The sequence below is a fragment of the Sphingomonas sp. genome, assembly GCF_030145815.1.
GTDB lineage: Bacteria > Pseudomonadota > Alphaproteobacteria > Sphingomonadales > Sphingomonadaceae > Sphingomonas.
The window spans coordinates 80,480-99,286 of record NZ_JAIXHL010000007.1 but is presented as its reverse complement, the minus strand read 5'-3'; the positions used below and the strand labels follow the sequence as shown (position 1 = coordinate 99,286).

21 protein-coding genes are annotated in these 18,807 nt (G+C 65.4%); 13 read left to right on the top strand and 8 right to left on the bottom strand.

Annotated features, from left to right (window positions below; translation table 11 throughout):
- Positions 1-34 precede the first annotated feature (34 nt).
- Genes KYX69_RS08045 through KYX69_RS08035 form a run of 3 tightly spaced genes read left to right on the top strand, consistent with a single transcriptional unit; the run spans position 35 to position 2,452 of the window.
- Positions 35-307, top strand: coding sequence for a hypothetical protein (locus KYX69_RS08045; protein ID WP_300495859.1), 273 nt, complete (start codon positions 35-37; stop codon positions 305-307).
- The gene (locus tag KYX69_RS08040) at positions 300-1,043 is read left to right on the top strand and encodes an A24 family peptidase (RefSeq protein ID WP_300495858.1); all 744 of its coding nucleotides are present in this window, start codon (positions 300-302) and stop codon (positions 1,041-1,043) included. The genes KYX69_RS08045 and KYX69_RS08040 overlap by 8 nt, the downstream gene beginning before the upstream one ends.
- A 2-nt stretch (positions 1,044-1,045) precedes the next feature.
- Positions 1,046-2,452: a coniferyl aldehyde dehydrogenase gene (locus KYX69_RS08035; RefSeq protein WP_300495856.1), complete on the top strand. Its 1,407-nt coding sequence runs from the start codon at positions 1,046-1,048 to the stop codon at positions 2,450-2,452.
- On the opposite strand, the gene KYX69_RS08030 is transcribed toward KYX69_RS08035, so the two are convergent.
- The 4 genes from KYX69_RS08030 to KYX69_RS08015 all read right to left on the bottom strand — a co-directional run bounded on the left by KYX69_RS08030 (position 2,449) and on the right by KYX69_RS08015 (position 6,167).
- Positions 2,449-3,144, bottom strand: coding sequence for a glutamine amidotransferase (locus KYX69_RS08030; protein WP_300496043.1), 696 nt, complete (start codon positions 3,142-3,144; stop codon positions 2,449-2,451). The two genes, KYX69_RS08035 and KYX69_RS08030, sit on opposite strands and share 4 nt — an antisense overlap.
- 60 nt (positions 3,145-3,204) lie before the next feature.
- Positions 3,205-3,567 carry a hypothetical protein gene (locus KYX69_RS08025; protein ID WP_300495854.1) on the bottom strand — a complete coding sequence of 121 codons (363 nt, stop codon included), beginning with the start codon at positions 3,565-3,567 and terminating at the stop codon, positions 3,205-3,207.
- 3 nt (positions 3,568-3,570) lie between these two features.
- The gene (locus KYX69_RS08020) at positions 3,571-4,974 is read right to left on the bottom strand and encodes a nitronate monooxygenase (RefSeq protein ID WP_300495852.1); all 1,404 of its coding nucleotides are present in this window, start codon (positions 4,972-4,974) and stop codon (positions 3,571-3,573) included.
- Between the two features lie 62 nt (positions 4,975-5,036).
- The gene (locus tag KYX69_RS08015; protein WP_300495851.1) at positions 5,037-6,167 is read right to left on the bottom strand and encodes a glycosyltransferase family 4 protein; all 1,131 of its coding nucleotides are present in this window, start codon (positions 6,165-6,167) and stop codon (positions 5,037-5,039) included.
- A 476-nt stretch (positions 6,168-6,643) separates the two neighbouring features.
- Here KYX69_RS08015 and KYX69_RS08010 point away from each other — a divergent pair, with 476 nt between their 5' ends.
- Positions 6,644-6,844 carry a hypothetical protein gene (locus KYX69_RS08010; RefSeq protein ID WP_300495850.1) on the top strand — a complete coding sequence of 67 codons (201 nt, stop codon included), beginning with the start codon at positions 6,644-6,646 and terminating at the stop codon, positions 6,842-6,844.
- Between the two features lie 82 nt (positions 6,845-6,926).
- On the opposite strand, the gene KYX69_RS08005 is transcribed toward KYX69_RS08010, so the two are convergent.
- Positions 6,927-7,292 carry an endonuclease domain-containing protein gene (locus tag KYX69_RS08005; protein WP_300495849.1) on the bottom strand — a complete coding sequence of 122 codons (366 nt, stop codon included), beginning with the start codon at positions 7,290-7,292 and terminating at the stop codon, positions 6,927-6,929.
- A gap of 115 nt (positions 7,293-7,407) precedes the next feature.
- The gene (locus tag KYX69_RS08000) at positions 7,408-8,265 is read right to left on the bottom strand and encodes an alpha/beta hydrolase (RefSeq protein ID WP_300496041.1); all 858 of its coding nucleotides are present in this window, start codon (positions 8,263-8,265) and stop codon (positions 7,408-7,410) included.
- 36 nt (positions 8,266-8,301) lie between these two features.
- On the opposite strand from KYX69_RS08000, the gene KYX69_RS07995 reads away from it, so the two are divergent.
- From KYX69_RS07995 to KYX69_RS07960, 8 genes are all read left to right on the top strand, one after another.
- On the top strand, positions 8,302-9,711 hold the full coding sequence (locus KYX69_RS07995; protein ID WP_300495847.1) for a protein adenylyltransferase SelO family protein: 1,410 nt from the start codon (positions 8,302-8,304) through the stop codon (positions 9,709-9,711).
- A gap of 70 nt (positions 9,712-9,781) precedes the next feature.
- Positions 9,782-11,197, top strand: a complete 1,416-nt coding sequence (gene astD / locus KYX69_RS07990; RefSeq protein ID WP_300495846.1) for a succinylglutamate-semialdehyde dehydrogenase — start codon at positions 9,782-9,784, stop codon at positions 11,195-11,197.
- Positions 11,198-11,287: 90 nt separating this feature from the next.
- Positions 11,288-11,461, top strand: a complete 174-nt coding sequence (locus KYX69_RS07985; protein ID WP_300495845.1) for a hypothetical protein — start codon at positions 11,288-11,290, stop codon at positions 11,459-11,461.
- 66 nt (positions 11,462-11,527) lie between these two features.
- Complete coding sequence (gene cobA / locus KYX69_RS07980; protein WP_300496038.1) at positions 11,528-12,313, top strand: uroporphyrinogen-III C-methyltransferase; 786 nt, start codon at positions 11,528-11,530, stop codon at positions 12,311-12,313.
- Positions 12,310-12,606: a DUF2849 domain-containing protein gene (locus KYX69_RS07975; RefSeq protein WP_300495843.1), complete on the top strand. Its 297-nt coding sequence runs from the start codon at positions 12,310-12,312 to the stop codon at positions 12,604-12,606. The genes cobA and KYX69_RS07975 overlap by 4 nt, the downstream gene beginning before the upstream one ends.
- A 93-nt stretch (positions 12,607-12,699) precedes the next feature.
- Positions 12,700-14,331 (top strand): nitrite/sulfite reductase, encoded by a 1,632-nt coding sequence (locus tag KYX69_RS07970; RefSeq protein ID WP_300495841.1) that lies wholly within the window; start codon positions 12,700-12,702, stop codon positions 14,329-14,331.
- Between the two features lie 99 nt (positions 14,332-14,430).
- A complete protein-coding gene (locus KYX69_RS07965; RefSeq protein WP_300495839.1) occupies positions 14,431-14,856 on the top strand; it encodes a DUF934 domain-containing protein in 426 nt (141 codons plus the stop codon).
- The gene (locus KYX69_RS07960) at positions 14,849-15,619 is read left to right on the top strand and encodes a phosphoadenylyl-sulfate reductase (RefSeq protein WP_300495837.1); all 771 of its coding nucleotides are present in this window, start codon (positions 14,849-14,851) and stop codon (positions 15,617-15,619) included. The genes KYX69_RS07965 and KYX69_RS07960 overlap by 8 nt, the downstream gene beginning before the upstream one ends.
- A gap of 4 nt (positions 15,620-15,623) precedes the next feature.
- On the opposite strand, the gene KYX69_RS07955 is transcribed toward KYX69_RS07960, so the two are convergent.
- Complete coding sequence (locus tag KYX69_RS07955; protein WP_300495835.1) at positions 15,624-16,295, bottom strand: hypothetical protein; 672 nt, start codon at positions 16,293-16,295, stop codon at positions 15,624-15,626.
- Positions 16,296-16,404: 109 nt separating this feature from the next.
- Here KYX69_RS07955 and KYX69_RS07950 point away from each other — a divergent pair, with 109 nt between their 5' ends.
- The gene (locus KYX69_RS07950; RefSeq protein WP_300495834.1) at positions 16,405-17,256 is read left to right on the top strand and encodes a hypothetical protein; all 852 of its coding nucleotides are present in this window, start codon (positions 16,405-16,407) and stop codon (positions 17,254-17,256) included.
- An 18-nt stretch (positions 17,257-17,274) separates the two neighbouring features.
- On the opposite strand, the gene KYX69_RS07945 is transcribed toward KYX69_RS07950, so the two are convergent.
- Entirely contained in the window at positions 17,275-18,789 is a 1,515-nt protein-coding gene (locus KYX69_RS07945) for a replicative DNA helicase (RefSeq protein WP_300495832.1), read from the bottom strand.
- Between the last annotated feature and the right edge of the window lie 18 nt (positions 18,790-18,807).

Below are 18,807 nucleotides of genomic sequence, written 5' to 3'. Positions count from 1 at the left end.
GCATTGCGGGCGATCTAGGCTTGCGCCCCCACAAATGCAAAAGGGAGCGACGATGGAACTGCTCGATATCCTCAAATGGTTCGCCTCGATCAGCGGGATCATCGCCGCGTTCATGGTCAGCCTCGACAATGGCCGCCGCGTGACCGGATGGGGCTTTGCGCTGTTCGTCGCGTCGAGCATCGCGTGGATCAGCGGGGCGCTGATCGATGGCGAATCCGCGCTGCTTTCACAGAACCTCGTGCTGTTCGGGATCAACATTTTTGGGGTTTATCGCTACCTGATCCGCAAGAAGCCGGTCGATGGCTGACCTTTACTGGCCGATCCTGCTCGGCATCCTTGGCGCGGTGTTCGGCAGCTTCATCGCCACCGTTGCGATCCGCTGGCCGCAGGGGCGCAGCGCGTTGCAGGGGCGCTCGGCGTGCGACGGGTGCGACAAGGCGCTGGCGGCGTATGAATTGATCCCGCTGTTCAGCTTCGTCCTCCAGCGCGGCCGTTGTCGGGCGTGCGGCAAGGCCATCCACCTCGCCCACCCCGCCACCGAAATTGCGGGGCTGGCGATTGGCGTTGCCGCAGGGCTGGTCGCGCCGGGATGGGAGGGCGTCGCGGGCGCGGTGTTCGGCTGGCTGCTGCTGGCGCTGGCCGCCCTCGACCTCGCCGCCTTCTGGCTGCCCAATGTGCTGACCGGAGGGCTTGCCGTGACGGGCATTATCGACGGCATCTTTTTTGAGCCCGGCTGGATCGACCGCATCCTCGGGGCGCTGATCGGCTTCGGCCTCCTCTATCTGGTCGCCTTCACCTATCGCCATATCCGCAAGCGCGAGGGGCTGGGCGGGGGTGATCCCAAGCTGTTCGGGGCAATCGGCCTGTGGCTGGGCGCATCGATGCTCGCGCCCGTTTTGCTGGGCGCGAGCGTCACCGGGCTTGCCGTCGCGTTGGGGCTGAAGCTGTCGGGACGCGAAATCGGGATGACGAGTCGGCTTCCACTCGGCACATTGCTTGCCATCGCCGCATTCCCGGCGTGGCTCTATTCGGTTGGAGTGTGACGATGCGCGAGATTCTCGAGGCCCAGCGGGCGGCGTTCATGGCGGAGCTGCCGGTCGGGCTGGACGTGCGCAAGGATCGGTTGAAGCGCGCCGCCGCGATGATCCGCGACAATGCGGAGCGCTTCTGCGACGCGCTGAGCGAGGATTTCGGCCATCGCAGCCGCCAGCAATCGATGATCACCGACATCGCGGCATCGGTCTCTCCGCTCGAACATGCGCGCAAATCGCTCGACCGCTGGGCGCGGCGCGAGAAAAAGCCGGTGATGTTCCCGCTAGGGCTGCTCGGCGCGAAGGCGTGGGTGGAGTATCAGCCCAAGGGCGTCGTCGGGATCATCTCGCCGTGGAATTTCCCGGTCAATCTGGTGATGAGCCCTCTCGCCGGGGTCTTCGCGGCCGGCAACCGCGCGATGGTGAAGACAAGCGAATTCACCCCCGTCACCGCCGCTTTGTTCGAGGAACTGGCTCCCAAATATTTCGACCCGACCGAACTGGCGTTCGTCAGCGGCGGGCCGGATGTCGGCAAGGCATTCGCGTCCCTGCCGTTCGACCATCTGATCTTCACCGGCGCGACTGCGGTCGGTCGCCACATCCTCCATGCCGCTGCGGATAATCTCACGCCGGTGACGCTGGAGCTGGGCGGCAAGTCGCCCGCGATCCTGGGCCGCTCGGCCAATCTGGCGCAGGCGACCGAACGGGTGGCGATGGGCAAGATGCTGAACGCGGGACAGATCTGCATCGCGCCGGACTATCTGATGGTCGCGGCGGAGCAGGAGGCGGCGGCGGTCGACGGCATCGTCGCGGCGGCATCCGCTATGTATCCGACGTTGCTGTCCAACCCCGACTATACCGCGATCGTCAACGACCGGCATTTCGAGCGCCTGACTGCCGCGCTCGACGATGCGCGTGCCAAGGGGGCGGAGGTCATCGCGATCAATCCGGCGAACGAAGATTTCGCGGCGTCGAACAGCCGCAAGCTGCCGCTGCACATCGTCCGCAACCCGACCGACGACATGATCGTGATGCAGGAGGAGATTTTCGGCCCGATCCTCCCCGTCCGCAAATATGACAGCATCGACGGTGCGATTGCCGAGGTGAACCGCCGCGACCGACCGCTGGCGCTTTACTATTTCGGCAGCGATGAGGGCGAACGTCGCCGGGTGCTCGACCGAACGATTTCGGGCGGGGTCAGCCTGGACGACACGATCTTCCATGTCTCGATGGAGGAGTTGCCGTTCGGCGGGATCGGGCCGTCGGGCATGGGCGCCTATCATGGCGAGCCGGGCTTCCGTACCTTCAGCCACGCCAAGTCGGTATTCAAACAATCGAAGCTCGATGTCGCCAAGCTGGGCGGGCTGAAGCCGCCTTATGGCAAGGCGACCGATACGGCGATCAAGCGGCAGATCGGTTAAAGCCCCCGCAGCCACTCGGCGATCATTGCCCGGCCTGCAGCGACGGCGTCCGCACCGTGGCGGTCGTGCTGGGCGCGCAGCTCGGCGATGGTCAGGCCAGCCTCGGCGACATAATCGTCCGAACCCTCCAGCCACTGTTCGAAGCGCGGGTCCTGGCCCATTTCGGCGTGGAATTGCAGCGCGAGGATCTCCGGACCGCGGCGAAACGCCTGATGGCGATAGGCGTCGGTCGAAGCGAGCAGCTCGCCCCCCTCCGGCAGCGGAAACGTGTCGCCATGCCAGTGCAGCACCGGCACATCGGCGACATGGCGCAGCGGCGAATGGGCGGCGGTGTCATGCAGCGCCACCGGGGCGAAGCCGACTTCCTTGATCGGCCCGGCATGGACCTGCTCGCCCATGGCCGCGGCGATCATCTGGGCGCCGAGGCACACCCCCAAGGTCGGCAAGCCTAGCGAGATGCGGCTGGCCAAGCGGTCGATCTCGCAATCGATCCAGGGGTGTTCCTCGCGCTCATACACCCCCATCGGGCCGCCCATCAGGATCAGCAGGTCGGGGGTGTTGAAGTTGGTCCGCGAAAATTCGGGATCGGTGACGTCGATCCGCTCAAGCTCATAGCCCGCGGCCTCAACCGGCTCTCGGAACCCGGCAATTCCCTCGAAGGGCACGTGGCGGACGATCAGGGCGCGCTTCATGCGGCCAACATAGAAACGCATGTCGCAGTTGCGAACAAGCGATGCTTCACGTCGGAATAGTCAGCGCCATTGCGGCCACCAGGTGATCAGGACGCCCGGCTTGTCGCCTTGCGGCATGGCAGCGCATTTCTTCGGCTCGTCGTGGATCTTGGTGATCTGATAACGACGCAGCATCCGGCGGACAGCATCAACCCGCTTTGCCCGGAGCTGCGGTGGTTCGGGCGGACCGAGGGCGCAGAGATAGGCGCTGATATCGCCGCGATGCCGCTCGGTCGCCTTCACTGCGCCCAGCACCTGCAGCCGAGCCGGGTCAGTCAGCGCGGCCGAGCCGGCAGGGAAGTCGATGAATGCGGGGGCGAGCAACTCGCTCGCCATCAATGGCGCCGCAACCAGCAGGGCGATGCCGGTCGCGAGCGCCCGCATGGCTCAGTCCCCCGTCAGGATGCGGTCGACCAGCTGCTTCACCGTCGGCACGAAGCCGTTGGAGTAGAAGGGGTCGCGCTTGAAATTATACGCGGCGTGACCGGCGAACATCAGATTCTGGTCGGTCGGGCCGCCATGGGCGATGTCCTGCAACGTCTTTTGGATGCAGAAGCTGCGCGGGTCGGCGAGGCGGCCGGTCGAGTTGGTCTCGCTGTCCGCCCAGCTCGAGAAGCTGCACTGGCTGAGACAGCCCATGCAATCTTTCTGATCCTTGCGGATGATCCCCTGTTCTTCCTGAGTCACGAAAACGAGGGTGTTGTCGGGGGTCTTGAGCGCGTTGGTGAAGCCGAGGCCAACCCATTCGCGCGCGCGCAGCAGGTCGTTGCGCGTCACCCAGAAATTCTTGCCCTTCACCCCGGCGTCGAGCTGGAAGGTGTGGTCGCCGGCCTGCTCGGTCGAATAGGGGATCTGGCGTTCCGAGCGCGCTTCGAGATTGCGCAGGAACGGGTTCTTGACCGCCGAGGAATAGAAGCCGGTCGGCGAGAAGCGGTGGAGGAGGACGTCGCCCTCCTCGATCTCCATCAGCTTCGCCTTCCACTCGGCGGGAATCGGCGATTCCTGAGTCAGCAGCGGGCGGGTGCCGAACTGAAAGGCAATGGTGCCGAGTTCGGGATTGTCGATCCAGTCGGACCAGTCGCGCAGATACCAGACGCCGCCGGCCATCACGATCGGCACATCGTCCGAAATGCCGCCTTCGCGCATCACGTCGCGCAATTCCTTGACGCGCGGATAGGGGTCCTGCGGCGCGCGCGGGTCTTCGGCGTTGGACAGGCCGTTATGCCCGCCGGCGAGCCATGGATCCTCATAGACCACCGCCGCCAGCCACTCGCTCGCCTTGGAATAGGCACGCTTCCACAGCGCGCGGAAGGCGCGGCCGGAGCTGACGATCGGGAGATAGTTGACGCCGTAGGACGCGGTGATCTCCGACAGCTTGTACGGCATGCCCGCGCCACAGGTGACGCCGGCGACCATGCCGCGGGTCCGTTCCAGCACGCCGTGCAGGATGCGCTGGGCGCCGCCCATTTCCCACAGCACGTTGATGTTGATCGCGCCCTTGCCGCCCGAGATTTCGAACGCGCGCTTGACCTGCTGCACCGCGCCTTCGATCGCATAGGCGATCAGTTCTTCATGGCGTTCGCGGCGGGTCAGCGCCTTGTAGATCTGGGGGATGATCTTGCCTTCGGCGTCATAGCTGTCGGCATTGACCGCGCTGACCGTGCCGATACCGCCTGCTGCGGCCCAGGCCCCTGCCGAGGCGTGGTTGGTCGCCGCGACACCCTTGCCGCCCTCTACCAGCGGCCAGACTTCCTGGCCGTTATAGACGATCGGCTTCAAACCCTTGAACAACGACATCCTCCGAAAAATTTCGCGCCATGTTTAGCCGCGATCCTTGAATTGTGCGAGGGGAATTACCCCAGCGCGCCGGGACGGCCCGCCGCATCGGCATAGAGCCTGGCATAAGCGGCGATCATCGCGGTCTCGTCGAACAGTTCGCGCGCCCGGACCTGATTCGCCTTGCCGGCGGCGCGCCGGACGTCCGGATGGGCCGCGAGCAGTTCGATCCGGTCGCGCAGATGGACGGGGTTCCAGTCCTTGCTGATCGTCACGACATTGTCGGAGTGCACCATCTTGGCGACGTCGCCGACCGGGGTCGACGCGATCGGAAGGCCGGCCGCCATCGCCTCCATCACCGCGATCGGTTGCTGCTCGCTCTTCGACGACAGCGCGAAAATGTCGAACAGGCCCATATATTTGTGCGGATCGGGCAGGAAGCCCGCGAGCAGCACCTGTTTTTCCATGCCCATGTTCGCGATCGTATCCTCGATCGCTTCGCGGTCCGGGCCTTCACCGACGATGACCAGCTGCGCCTTGGTCTTCATGCCGCCGACGGCGCGGACCAGCATCGGAATGTCCTTGACCGGCCGCAGCCCAGCCAGCGTGCCGACCACGACATGGCCGGGCAGGCGCTTGAAACCGGGGATCGCTTTGGGATCGGGCTTGCGGCCATAGGCGGCGACGTCGATGCCGTTGGAGATGCGGTGGATGCGCGCCATGGGCTGCTTCCACACCTGGTAGGCGATACTCTCCAGCTTGTGCGATGGCACGACCAGGCCATGCGCTGCGGTCAGCGCGATGCGGCGGTACATGTTGCGGACGCGGTTGAGGCGGAACGCCTCGTCGGAGTTGAAGCCGTCTTCGTGGTGGATCACAGGCGGCATGTTCTTCGAAAACACGCGCCGCGCCATCACCCCGTCGATCGCGCCCCAGTTGTAGGTGAGGACGAGGTCGAAGCGCGCCATGAACTTCGCAATCGCCTCATAGCGCGCGACCGAGGGCTTGCCGGTCAGCGGGGGCGGGTTCTGCGCGATTTCGTAGCGGACGCCCTTCGCAATCGCGTCGCGGGCGCCATAGGCGCCGTCGACCCCGGAGACGATCACATGCTTCGCCCGGTCGCCGAATGCGTTCATCAGGCGGACGGCGCGGGCTTCCTTGCCGCCCAGGTCGAAGCTGGAGTGGAGGTGCAGGATGTTGAGCATCATCGGCCCCTTGCAGTTGTCATTTTCGGGGCGGAGTCAACCGGGGTGTCGGACGAAGCAGACGTAAATGCGGGGGTTTTGGGCGGAAGCGACCGCGAGGCAACTGCGACGGGGCGGGTTTTGGACTGGGACGCGACAGCTGGGCGACAGTTGCGCGACGGGCGCGCGACAAGATGACAACCCTGGCGAGACCGCGACGCGACACCTGCGCGACTGCCGCACGACGGGTGCGCGACAGTGTCAGGCGGGGTGGTTTGCGGCAGGGGGATTCGGAGCGTGTCCACCCCAAGGGTAGATCAGAATAAATCCAACATTGGAAGGGTTTTGGAGAGATTGACCGCCATGACGATTTACAAGTTTCTGATAGCGTAGCATGGGACCTCAACCGCTGTTAGACCTGCGCTATGGATAGCGACACAGAGGGAGCTCCCGTTCTAACCGTCAGATTTGAGGGGCACGCCGTCGTCAACGGTCCCTTCTTGAACGACATGCACATGACATGGTGGGAGCAGATTGGCCCTATCGTCACAACCTCACCGCCTAGCGTGACCTTTGTTGCCCCCTATGATGATGAATCATCGGACATGCTGCGCGATGCGGTTCAAAAGATCGAGGAAGCATACGGCGTGAGATGCCTCGGCTGGCAATCATCGGCGAACATTTCTTCACCGCGCGAATAGTTTCCAATCGTGCCAGCATTACGCTCTTAGCCCTCTCCCGCTTGCGGGAGAGGGTTGGGTGAGGGTCTTCTTCTTTTTCCTTCTACCGGGCGTCGCCGCCAGCCGCTGAACCCGCGAGCGCGGCGCTGACCACGGTCAGCACCCCGTCCAGACTCTCCAGAACCGCGTTGTTCCAGAAGCGCAGGATGCGGAATCCCTCGGACTCCAAATAGGCTTTTCGCGCCGCGTCGCTCTCGGGGCTGTGCTGGCTGCCGTCGATCTCGACGATCAGCATCGCCTCAAGACAGGCGAAGTCGGCGATGTAGGGGCCGATCGAGTGCTGGAAGCGGAATTTGTATCCGGCGATCTGGCGGTTGCGGGCGGCTTGCCAGAAGTGGTTTTCGGCTTCGGTCCGGGCGCGGCGGAGCGGGGCCGCATGGGGGCTTATGGTGCGGCGGACGGGCGGCATTTGGGGAGGGTAGAAAAGAAGAACAGAAGAAGAAAGGGTAGAAGAAGAAGACCCTCAGCCAACCCTCTCCCGCAAGCGGGAGAGGGCTAAGAAGAAGATGCAGTGGGCTTCGGTCTTAGGTGACTCGCGCCAGCAGGCGGTCGATTGCCGCCTCGGCTTCGGGTTCGATTAGCGTCGGGGTGTGGCCAGTGTCGGGGATCGTCACAAGTTCGCTGCCCGGGACTTGCGCATGCATGCGGTCCGCCACCGCTGCGGGGAGGATGTCCGATGTGCCGCCGCGGACGATCAGCAACGGTTTGTCGGCCAGCGCGTCGAAGGCGCGCCACATGTCGGGGCCGGCTTCGTTGCCGGGGACACGGAAGGGTTCGGCGATCTTCATGTCATAGTCGAGCACGATCCGCCCCGCGCTGGTCAGGCGGTGCGTGCGCTTGGCCATGTCGAGCCATTCGGTGATGCCCCAATTGGGGTACACATGCGCGTTGGCCTCCGCGACCGCGCGGGCGGCGTGCATCCAGGTGGGGTGCCAGGTCGATTTGCCGACATAGCCACGGATCCGCCCCAGCCCTGCGGGATCAAGCTCTGGCCCGACATCGTTGAGCACCGCGCCAGCGATGCGTTCGGGATGGGTCGAGGCCATCAGCATCGTGAGGATGCCGCCCAATGACGTGCCGACCGCGACGAAGCGGTCGAGCTTCAGCGCCGCGACCAGCGCCTCCAGATCCTGGAGATAGGTGAGCGGCACATAGGTCATCGGATCCTTGGCGTACGCGCTTTCGCCGCGCCCGCGCAGTTCGACCGCGATCACGCGCCACTCGCCGGACAGGCGCTCGGCGAGCTTTTCATAGTCGCGCGCGTTGCGGGTCAGGCCGGGGATGCAGATCAGCGGCGGGCGATCCGACCGGCCCGGATAGTCGCGATAGTGCAGCCGCAGTCCGTCGCCGGACCACCAATAGCCATCGGTATAACTGGGCAGGTTGCGCGCGGTCGCCATCGCCCCCCATATCGCCGCATGGCCGATTTCCCGCAAGCGCCCGAATACACCCCCGATCCTGCCGTCCTGAAATTGGGGGACGCCTTCTACGACGCGGTCGATGCCGCCGACTTTCCGCGGACCATATTGCGCTTCCGCAACGATCGTGCGGCGGCGGAGGTGGGTTTGGACGTGCTGAGCGACGACCAGTGGTTGCGCCATTTCGGGCGGTTCGAGGCCCTGCCCGGCAATCTGCCCCGGCCGCTGGCGATGCGCTACCATGGCCATCAGTTCCGGGTGTACAATCCCGAGCTGGGCGACGGGCGCGGGTTCACCTTTGCGCAGATGCGGCGTGGGGCGGACGGCACGCTGATGGAGCTGGGCACCAAGGGTTCGGGCCAGACGCCGTGGAGCCGGTTCGGCGACGGGCGGCTGACGCTGAAAGGCGGTGTGCGCGAGGTGCTGGCGACCGAGATGCTGCAGGCGCTGGGGGTGAACACCTCCCGCACTTTCTCGCTGATCGAGACGGGCGAGGCGCTGGAGCGCAATGACGAGCCCTCCCCCACCCGCTCCGCCGTGCTGGTGCGGATGAGCCATGGGCAGATCCGCATCGGGACGTTCCAGCGGCTCGCCTATCATGGCGATGCCGAGAATATGCGGCGGCTGGTCGATTGGTGCCTGGCCGAACTGTTCGGGGTGACGCCGGTCGAGGATCCGGTCGCGCAATTCTTTGAGCTGGTGGTGGCGCGCACGGCGGCGCTGGCCGGCGAATATATGGTCGCGGGCTTCGTCCATGGCGTGCTCAACACCGACAACATCAACGTGACCGGCGAGAGTTTCGACTATGGCCCGTGGCGGTTCGCGCCGACGTTCGACCCCGGCTTTACCGCCGCCTATTTCGACCATGCCGGGCTGTACGCCTTTGGTCGCCAGCCCGATGCGATATTGTGGAATGTCGCGCAGCTGGCGGTGTCGCTGCGCATCATCAGCGAGGCACCGCCGTTGATCGAGCGGCTGGAGAAGTTCGAAAGCTATTTCAAAATGTTCTACGGCCACCCGCTGCGGCGGCGGCTGGGCATCCGGATGCCGCCGGGGGCGACCGACCCCGATCATGGCTGGGCGTTGAAGGAGGCGATCGAGGTCGCGTTGATGGCGACCGGGGTGTCGATCGACCGGTTCTTCTTCGATGCCTATGGCGGCGCGCTGCCCGACAGCTATGGCGCCGAATGGGATCCGGTGCGTGCCGCGCTGGCCGAATATGACCCCGTTCCTGAGGCGCGCGCGCACCCCTATTTCCAGGCGGGCGAACCCTGTTCGATGCTGATCGAAGAGGTCGAGGCGATCTGGGCGGCGATCGATCGCGGCGACGATTGGGGACCGTTCGATTCCAAGGTCGCAGCGATCCGCGCGATGGGCGCGGCGCTCGACGCTGGCGGGCATGACTGGTGAGGTGGCAACGCCGCGAATTGCTGCTAGAGACAGGCACATCCTCAGGGCCACAAGCGCATAGAAAGACCGAATGCCCGGCACGGAAATCATTTCGACCGAACCTGCGACCGGCGCCGTGCTGTGGCGGCGCGCAAGCGGCGATGTCGACGGAGAGGTTACCAAGGCCCGCGCGAACTGGGCCGAATGGGCCGCGCGCCCGCTCGCCTATCGGATCGAGGCGCTGCGCCGCTTTGCCAATGTCGTGCGGCAGAAGAGCGACGCCTTTACCGACCTGATCGCGCGCGAGACCGGCAAGCCGTTATGGGAAGCGCGGACCGAGGTCGAGACGGTGATCGCCAAGGTCGACATCTCGATCAGCGCCTTTTCGGAACGCACCGGACAGCGGCGGATCGACGCGGCGATGAACACGCGCCTTGCGCTGCGGCACAAGCCGCATGGCGTGCTGGCGGTGCTGGGCCCGTATAATTTCCCGGCGCATCTGCCCAATGGCCATATCGTCCCCGCGCTGCTCGCAGGCAATGCGGTGGTGTTCAAGCCATCGGAAAAGACCCCGGCGACCGGGGCGTTTCTGGTCGAGTGCTTCCATGCCGCTGGCGTGCCCGAAGGGTGCATCCGGTTGCTGATCGGCGGGCCGGACGAGGGCAAGGCGCTGGCGGGCCATGACGGGATCGACGGGCTGCTGTTCACCGGCTCCGCGCGCACCGGCATTGCTTTGAACCGCGCGTTCGCGTCGAAGCCCGAGAAGATTCTGGCGCTGGAGATGGGCGGCAACAACCCGATTCTGGTGTGGGACACCCCCGATCTCTATTCCGCCGCGGTGCTGGTGGTGCAGTCGGCATTCACCAGCGCGGGGCAGCGCTGCACCGCCGCGCGCCGCCTGATCGTCGACGAGAAATTGTTCGAGCCGCTGGTGGGTGAGGTCAACAAGCTGATCGGCCGCCTGATCATCGGCGAGCCGCATGCCGACCCGGCACCGTTCATGGGGCCGGTGATCGACAACGACACCGCCGACCTGTTGACCGAGAGCTTCCTTGAGCTGACCTTCATGGGCGGCAAGCCGCTGCGCCATATGGAGCGGCCGATACCGGGGCGGCCGTTCGTTACCCCGGCGATGATCGACATGACCGATGTGGCGGAAAAGCCCGATGTCGAGCTGTTCGGCCCGATCCTGCAGGTGATCCGCGCCAAGACGTTCGAGGAGGCGATCGCCGAGGCGAACAACACCCGCTACGGCCTGTCGGCGAGCCTGGTGAGCCAGAACCCCAAGCTGTACGACCAGTTCTGGGCCAATATCCGCGCAGGCATCGTCAACTGGAACCGGCCGACCAATGGCGCGAGTTCGTCGGCGCCGTTCGGGGGCATTGGCTGGTCGGGCAATCATCGCCCCAGCGCCTTCTACGCCGCCGATTATTGCGCTTATCCGGTGGTATCGTCGGAAGCGGAGCAGGCACGGGTGTCGATCGGAATCGGGCTGCGCGAGGGCTAACGCCAGCCGGCGTGAGCGGGAATCGCGAATTTATTCAGGTAGATGCGACGAGTTGCGGAACGGGCGCAGCGCCTGTGGATTGAGCGCGCCGTGAAACCGACCGTTCTTGATTCGCCCGCCCCGCCCCGTGCCCAGCGCCTGGCTCAGGAAGCCCGCAACTGCCTGACCATCGCGGTCGGGCATGGCGATGTCGCGTTCACCGCCGAACTGATCGATGAGGCGGTGAAACTGGCCCAGCGCGCCCGCGAACTGTCCAAGGCATAGATTCGCTAGTCGGTCCCCAAGCAACCCTCGGTTGTGGCTGGACCGCCCGACAGCCATCTGGGTGGCATGGTTTCCCTGCTCGATCCCCAGGCGCGTGGGCGCGTCATTCTGGTTGGCGCCGGACCCGGCGATCCCGGCCTGCTGACCGTCCGCGCGGTCGAGGCGCTCAAGTCCGCCGATGTGCTGGTCCATGACGGGCTGGTCGATCCGCGCGTGCTTGACCTCGCCCCGCACGCGCACCGCATTTGCGTCGCCAAGAAGCGGTCGAAGCATACGGTGCCGCAGGACGGCATCAACGCGCTGATCATCGCGCATGTGAAGACCGGCGCGATCGTCGTGCGGCTGAAGGGCGGCGACCCGTTCATCTTTGGCCGGGGCGGCGAGGAGGTCGAGGCGGTGCGCGCGGCTGGCCTGCCGGTCGAAGTCATTCCAGGCGTCAGCGCGGCTTTGGGCGCGGCGGCCGAAGCGATGCTGCCGCTGACCCATCGCGACTGGTCGAGCGCGGTCAGCTTTGTCGCGGGCCAGTGCAAGGGATTGAAGGATCAGGACTGGTCGGGGCTGGCGGGCAAGGGTCGCACGCTGGTCATCTATATGGGCGTCGCGACCTGCCCCGACATTGCCGAGAAATTGATGGGCGATGGCGTGGCGCCGGACATGCCGGTCGCGGTGCTGGAGCGCGCGACATTGCCGGGCAGCCGCGCGATCCGCACGTTGCTCGCCGACCTTGGCCCGATGGTCGAGCGCGAGAAGGTGCAGAGCCCGGCGATCATCGTCGTCGGCGAAGTCGTCGCGCTGTCGGATGCGCAGGACAAGCTCGCCAGCTGGGCGAAAGCGGCGGAGGCACTGGCATGAAATTGCTGACCGGAAACGATCTCGCCACCGGCGACGTGACCTGGTGGACCGGCAGCGGCTGGTCGCGCCACATCGAGGATGCGGTGGATGTCGGCGAGAGCGGCGAGGCGATCGCGCAGGCCGAGGAAGGCGCGCGTCGGGTCAACGGCCCCTATGTGATCGACGCGACCGCGACGCCCGAGGGGCCGCGCCCCGCGCATATCAAGGACCGCATTCGCGCGCTTGGGCCCACCGTGCGCCCGGACCTGACGCTGAAGCCGGCGGACCCGAATGCGGGGAGCTGGGTGATATGAGTTTCCATCGTCGCCCCGGCGCAGGCCGGGGCCGCCATGTTTCGCGGCTCCACGGAGCGGCCCCGGCCTTCGCCGGGGCGACGGAGTAGTCCGATGTACAAATATGACGAATACGACCACTCCATCGTCGCGGCGCGCGTCGAGGAGTTTCGCGATCAGGTGAACCGCCGCCTGGCGGGGCAGATCACCGAGGACCAGTTCAAGCCGCTCAGGTTGATGAACGGCCTGTATCTGCAGCTGCACGCTTACATGCTGCGCGTCGCGGTGCCCTATGGCACGCTCGACAGCCGCCAGATGCGGATGCTGGCGCATATCGCGCGCAAGTACGACCGCGATTACGGGCATTTCACCACCCGCCAGAACATCCAGTATAACTGGATCAAGCTGGAGGACGCGCCCGACATCCTCGCCGAGCTGGCGACGGTCGAGATGCATGCGATCCAGACCAGCGGCAATTGCATCCGCAACATCAGCAGCGACCAATATGCGGGCGCGGCGGCGGACGAGTTGACCGATCCGCGCCCCTGGGCCGAATTGCTGCGCCAGTGGAGCACCTTCCACCCCGAATTCAGCTATCTGCCGCGCAAGTTCAAGATCGCGGTGATCGCGGCAGACGAGGATCGCGCGGCGATGCGGCTGCACGATATCGGGCTGCAGATCGTCGAGCGCGACGGGCGCCATGGCGTGGCCGTCTATGTCGGCGGGGGCATGGGGCGTACCCCGATGATCGCGCCGCTGATCAACGAATTCGTGCCGTTCGAGGACTTCCTGTCCTACATGGAAGCGTGCCTGCGCGTGTACAATCGCTATGGCCGCCGCGACAATATGTACAAGGCGCGGATCAAGATCCTGGTCCATGAGATCGGCGCGGACAAATACGCGCAAGAGGTCGCGGCCGAGTTCATCGAGGTCAAGAAGCTGGGCATCGACCCGCCGCGCGCGGAGTTCGACCGGATCGCGGCGCATTTCGCCGATCCGGCGTTCGAAACCGGCCTGAGCGATGATCTCGACCGCAGCGATCCCGACTTTGCGGTGTGGCTGGACCAGCAGGTCGTCGCGCACAAGCAACCGGGCTATGCCATCGTCAATATTAGCCTGAAGCCGGTCGGCGGCATCCCGGGCGATGCATCCTCGGCCCAGATCGACGCGATGGCGGAGCTGGCCGAGCGCTACAGCTTCGACGAGCTGCGTGTCACCCATGCGCAGAACATCGTGCTGCCGCATGTGCGCAAGGCGGACCTCTATGCGGTGTGGCAGAAACTGGTCGAAGTCGAGCTGGCCGACGCCAATCTCGACCTGATCAGCGACATCATCGCCTGCCCCGGCCTCGATTATTGCTCGCTGGCGAACGCACGCTCAATCCCCGTGGCACAGAAGATCGCGACACGCTTCGCCGATCTCGGGCGGCAGCGTGAGCTGGGCGAATTGAAGCTTAAGATCAGCGGCTGCATCAACGCGTGCGGCCACCATCATGCCGGGCATATTGGCATTTTGGGCGTCGATAAGAAGGGCGTCGAAAACTACCAGCTGTCGTTCGGTGGATCGGGCGCGGAGGACGTGTCGCTCGGCCAGATTACCGGTCCCGGCTTCAGCGAGGATGGCGTGGTCGACGCAGTCGAACGCGCGACCGACGTCTATCTGCGCGAACGCGCGGAGGGCGAACGCTTCCTCGACACCTATCGCCGCATCGGCATGGCCCCGTTCAAGGAGGCGATCTATGGGTAACAATCCCGTCGCCCCGGCGCAGGCCGGGGCCGCCCAGTTCGACGCGATCGCCCGCCTTGTGGCGGCCCCGGCCTGCGCCGGGGCGACGGAGATTTGGGTATGACCGTATCACTCCGCTTCCGCACCGACGAACCGCATGACGAACCGGCGGTGACGCTCGACGCATTCCTCGGTCAGTCCAATGCGACCGCCGTACGCCTTGAATCCAGCGAGGATGCGCGCGCGCTGATCCCGCATCTCGACCGGCTGTCGCTGGTCGAGGTGAGCTTCCCCAAGTTCCGCGACGGGCGCGGTTATTCGGCGGGCCGCATCCTGCGCGAGGCGGGCTATACCGGCGAATTGCGCGCGCAGGGCGATGTGCTGGTCGACCAGATCCCGTTGATGCGCCGCTGCGGCTTCGACAGTTTCGCGCCCGAAGCCCCGGTCGACGAGGCGGTGCTGGCCGCGGCGCTGGCGCGCTACGATCATGTCTATCAGATCGCGGCGGACGGCCAGGTGCCGGTCTGGAAACGGCGGCATGGCTAACGTGGCTGCCCGCAAGATCGACCGGATCGACCTGACGCCGCGTTTCGGCGAGCGCGACGCGATCCGGCTGAACAATCTGTTCCGTGGCGTGCCGACGGAGGAGATGCTGCGCACCGTGCTGACCGAAGCGATGGTCGGCGATGTCGCGCTGGTGTCGTCGTTCGGCGCGGAGAGCGCGGCGCTGTTGCATCTGGTGGCGTCGATCGATCCGGCGGTGCCGGTGCTGTTCCTCGACACCGGCAAGCATTTTCCCGAGACGCTGGCCTATCGCGACACGCTGGTCGAGCGGCTGGGGCTGACCGGGTTGCGTGTACTGACGCCCGACCCGGAATTGCTGGCGAAGAAGGACGGCAGCGGCCTGCGCTGGTCCTATGACCCCGATGGCTGCTGCGAGATCCGCAAGGTGATCCCGCTCGACGCCGCGATGGCGGGGTTCGACGCGAGCATCACCGGGCGCAAGGCGTTTCAGGCGAGCACCCGCAACGCCCTTCCCCGGTTCGAGGTCGACGCGGCGGGCAAGCTCAAGGTCAACCCGCTCGCCGACTGGACCAAGGCGGATATCGAAGTCTATTTCGCCGCGCACGACCTGCCCCGCCACCCGCTGGAGTCGCAAGGCTATCTGTCGATCGGCTGCGCGCCCTGCACCAGCAAGGTGAAGCCGGGCGAAGACCCGCGATCGGGCCGCTGGGTCGGCTGGGACAAGACCGAGTGTGGCATCCATACGCCGGTGGCGGATGGGGACCCGGATCTGCCGGTGTTTTGATCGCTCAGGCGAACAGCGGAGCGACCAGCAGGATCATCAGCATGCTCGCGCTCATGGCGATCGCCGCCTGACCCAGACCAGCGATCAACGAGCGCTGAAGATGTTCGGCGAACCAGCGCGCCTGCACCATGAGGTAAATGAATAACGTTGCCGCGGTGATCCCCAGACCCAGCGGCATTGCCCAGTCGACCCGATGCACGGTCGTCAGCAACGTGCCGATCCCGATCAGCAGCGCGAACGGCGCGGCGGCATAGCATTGCGCATAAAAGGCCGGACGCAGCGACTCCCGCGTCAGACGCTTGCGCTGGGCGCGCACCAGTCGCACCGCGAACATCAGCGGAAAGACGCTGAACACCACGAGGCGCAGGATGACCAGGCTGGTATCGTCCTTCACCAGCGCGGCCAGACCGTGGTTGCTGCGCACCAGAATATTGTCGCCGACGAAAGCGAGCTCGATCGCGTGCGACAGCAGCAGCGAGACGAGCAGAAACAGGGGCGGAGTCAGCGTATCGGTATATTGCTCCGCGGCGTTCTGGTTCAGTTCGCGATCGGAATAGTCCATCATCACCAGCGGACGGCGCAGCACCCGCCACAGGGTTAGCGGATAGAACACCAGCCACGACATCACTTCGTAAAGGAGATCGTCCAAGGATTTGAGCAGGCTCATGAAATGCATCGACGGCACCTTTCGGGGAGCCCGATATGCTCCTAGCCTGACCATGCGCCCGATCGGCGCGACTCGACAAGGTTGAAGCATTCGTCCCCGTTCATTGAGGAGACTTTCGATGCGAAGGACCACCCCCATAACCGCCGCGGCATTGGTCGCAACGCTTGCCCTGGGCAGCGCGGCTCATGCCCAGAACACCCCCTATGACCTGCGCGACATGGTCGGTGCGCGCGCCGGACAGGCGGAGGGCGAGTTGCAGCGGCGCGGCTATAGCTTCGTCCGAAGCCAGACCGGCGACGACCGCAAATGGGCCTATTGGTGGAATGCCGATCGCCGCCTTTGCGTCTCGATCGCCACGGTAGACGGGCGGTATGACTCGATTGTCACTGCGCCTGCACCCGATTGCCGCCAGCAGGCGGACGGCGGGCGACCCGACCGGCCTGACCGGCCGGGCCGACCCGGCTGGGATGACGACCGCCCCGGTCGTCCGGATCGTCCGGGTGCAGGCGACCCCGGTGGCCCCGGCGGCTGGCCCGGCGGACGCCCGATCTCACTCGGCCTCGTATGCTTTGGAGAGGGACAAAAGCCCGCAGTGGCGACCCGCTATGGCTGGCAGTGGAACTGGGACAGCGGACGCTATGATTTCGGCAACCGCACCGAACTGACCCGCCAACAATTCGATGCGTCAGTGATGATCCAGCTGTGGGATGGCGGCGGACGCATTCGCCTGCCGCGATCGCTGATTCCGCCGATCCATTCGGGCGGCACCAACCGCGACGGATGGTGGGATCTGAACGACGTCTACACCGACCGCGGCCAGATCCGCGCGACCTATCGCCTGAATGGGATGAACAAGCCGCGCCTGACGATCGATCGCCGCAGCGGGCGGATCAACATCCAGGGCCTGTCCAGCTATCGCTTCCGCGGCGATTGCGACACGATCGACGGAGCGCGGCACCAGCGGTTCTGAACGACCGGGGGCCGGGCCTTATTCGTACGGCTCGGCCACCATGTTGCCGGCATAGTCGCTGAACCGCGTGAAGCTCGATTCGAAGCTCAGCAGCACCTTGCCGGTCGCGCCGTGGCGCTGTTTGGCGATGATCAGTTCGGCAAGGCCGAAGACACGCTCCATTTCGAGCGCCCATTTGGCGTGATCCTCGAACGTCTTGGGATCGTCGCCTTCGCGCGGGCGCTTGGGCTCGCGGGCGGCAACGTAATAATCCTCGCGGAACACGAACCACACCATGTCGGCGTCCTGCTCGATCGAGCCCGATTCGCGTAGATCCGACAGCATCGGGCGCTTGTCCTCACGGCTTTCGACCGCGCGGCTCAGCTGCGACAGCGCGATGACGGGCACGTTGATGTCTTTCGCCAGCGTCTTAAGGCCGCGGCTGATTTCCGAGATTTCCTGAACGCGGTTGCCGTCGCGGTTGTTACCGCTGCCCTGAAGCAGCTGAAGATAATCGACGATGACGAGGCCGAGTTCGCCGTCATGCTTGGACTGGAGGCGGCGCACGCGGCTGTGCAGCGCGCTGATCGTAAGACCCGCGGTATCGTCGATATAGAGCGGCAGCTGTTCGAGATCGGCCGCCGCCTGCGCCAGCTGGGCGAACTCGGCCTTGCTGATATTGCCCATGCGCAGCGCTTCCGATGCGATGCGCGAGCTTTCGGACAGGATACGCAGCGCCAGCTGATCCGCCGACATTTCGAGGCTGAAGAAGGCGACCTTGGCGCCGATCGATTCCTTGGGGCTGATGCCGAGGCGGATATCGTCCATCATCCGCCGCGCGGCGTTGTAGGCGATGTTGGTGGCGAGCGAGGTCTTGCCCATGCCGGGACGGCCGGCAAGGATGATGAGATCGCTGTGGTGCAGGCCGCCGATGCGGCCGTTGACCGAATCGAAGCCGGTGGTGACGCCCGCGACGCCGCCGCCCGCGCTCTGCGCGCGCTTGGCGTTTTCGAGCGCGATCTTGGTCGCTTCGTTGAAGGATTTGACGGTGTTGGCGGTGCCGCCATCGGCCGCGACCTTGAACAATGCCTCTTCGGCGCGGTCGATTTGTTCGCGCGGGTTGACGTCCTCGCTGGTGTCGAGCGCCTTCTCCACCATGTTGCGGCCGACCGTCACCAGCTCGCGCAGCAGGGCAAGGTCGTAGATCTGCCGCGCGAATTGCCGCGCGCCGATCAGGCCCGCGCCCGATCCGGTCAACTGGGCGAGGTACCCGGGACCGCCCAGGCTCGCCATCCCCTCGTCCTTTTCGAACAAGGGCTTGAGCGTCACCGGCGTCGCCAGCATGTCCTGCTTGCGCAGCGTCTTGATCGCTTTGAAGATGCGACCGTGGACCGGCTCGAAGAAATGCTGGTCCTGCAGCACTTCGACGATGTCGTCGGCAAGCCGGTTGTCGATCATCATCGCGCCGAGCAGCGCCGCCTCCGCCTCCACATTCTGGGGCAGGCGCGGGGCGGCATCCGCCGGGGCGGGGGGAATCGAAGCAAGCGTGGCCATATCCCCCTTTCCCACTCC

What these genes read in the sequence shown, in the direction of transcription:
- KYX69_RS07960 (WP_300495837.1), top strand. Translation starts at nt 14,849, where the DNA reads ATGGCTAACGTGGCTGCCCGCAAGATCGACCGGATCGACCTGACGCCG.
- KYX69_RS07975 (WP_300495843.1), top strand. Translation starts at nt 12,310, where the DNA reads ATGAAATTGCTGACCGGAAACGATCTCGCCACCGGCGACGTGACCTGG.
- cobA (WP_300496038.1), top strand. Translation starts at nt 11,528, where the DNA reads ATGGTTTCCCTGCTCGATCCCCAGGCGCGTGGGCGCGTCATTCTGGTT.
- KYX69_RS08015 (WP_300495851.1), bottom strand. Translation starts at nt 6,167, where the DNA reads ATGATGCTCAACATCCTGCACCTCCACTCCAGCTTCGACCTGGGCGGC.
- KYX69_RS07955 (WP_300495835.1), bottom strand. Translation starts at nt 16,295, where the DNA reads ATGCATTTCATGAGCCTGCTCAAATCCTTGGACGATCTCCTTTACGAA.
- KYX69_RS08040 (WP_300495858.1), top strand. Translation starts at nt 300, where the DNA reads ATGGCTGACCTTTACTGGCCGATCCTGCTCGGCATCCTTGGCGCGGTG.
- KYX69_RS08030 (WP_300496043.1), bottom strand. Translation starts at nt 3,144, where the DNA reads ATGAAGCGCGCCCTGATCGTCCGCCACGTGCCCTTCGAGGGAATTGCC.
- KYX69_RS07950 (WP_300495834.1), top strand. Translation starts at nt 16,405, where the DNA reads ATGCGAAGGACCACCCCCATAACCGCCGCGGCATTGGTCGCAACGCTT.
- KYX69_RS07970 (WP_300495841.1), top strand. Translation starts at nt 12,700, where the DNA reads ATGTACAAATATGACGAATACGACCACTCCATCGTCGCGGCGCGCGTC.
- KYX69_RS08035 (WP_300495856.1), top strand. Translation starts at nt 1,046, where the DNA reads ATGCGCGAGATTCTCGAGGCCCAGCGGGCGGCGTTCATGGCGGAGCTG.
- KYX69_RS07965 (WP_300495839.1), top strand. Translation starts at nt 14,431, where the DNA reads ATGACCGTATCACTCCGCTTCCGCACCGACGAACCGCATGACGAACCG.
- KYX69_RS08045 (WP_300495859.1), top strand. Translation starts at nt 35, where the DNA reads ATGCAAAAGGGAGCGACGATGGAACTGCTCGATATCCTCAAATGGTTC.
- astD (WP_300495846.1), top strand. Translation starts at nt 9,782, where the DNA reads ATGCCCGGCACGGAAATCATTTCGACCGAACCTGCGACCGGCGCCGTG.
- KYX69_RS08025 (WP_300495854.1), bottom strand. Translation starts at nt 3,567, where the DNA reads ATGCGGGCGCTCGCGACCGGCATCGCCCTGCTGGTTGCGGCGCCATTG.
- KYX69_RS08005 (WP_300495849.1), bottom strand. Translation starts at nt 7,292, where the DNA reads ATGCCGCCCGTCCGCCGCACCATAAGCCCCCATGCGGCCCCGCTCCGC.
- KYX69_RS07945 (WP_300495832.1), bottom strand. Translation starts at nt 18,789, where the DNA reads ATGGCCACGCTTGCTTCGATTCCCCCCGCCCCGGCGGATGCCGCCCCG.
- KYX69_RS07995 (WP_300495847.1), top strand. Translation starts at nt 8,302, where the DNA reads ATGGCCGATTTCCCGCAAGCGCCCGAATACACCCCCGATCCTGCCGTC.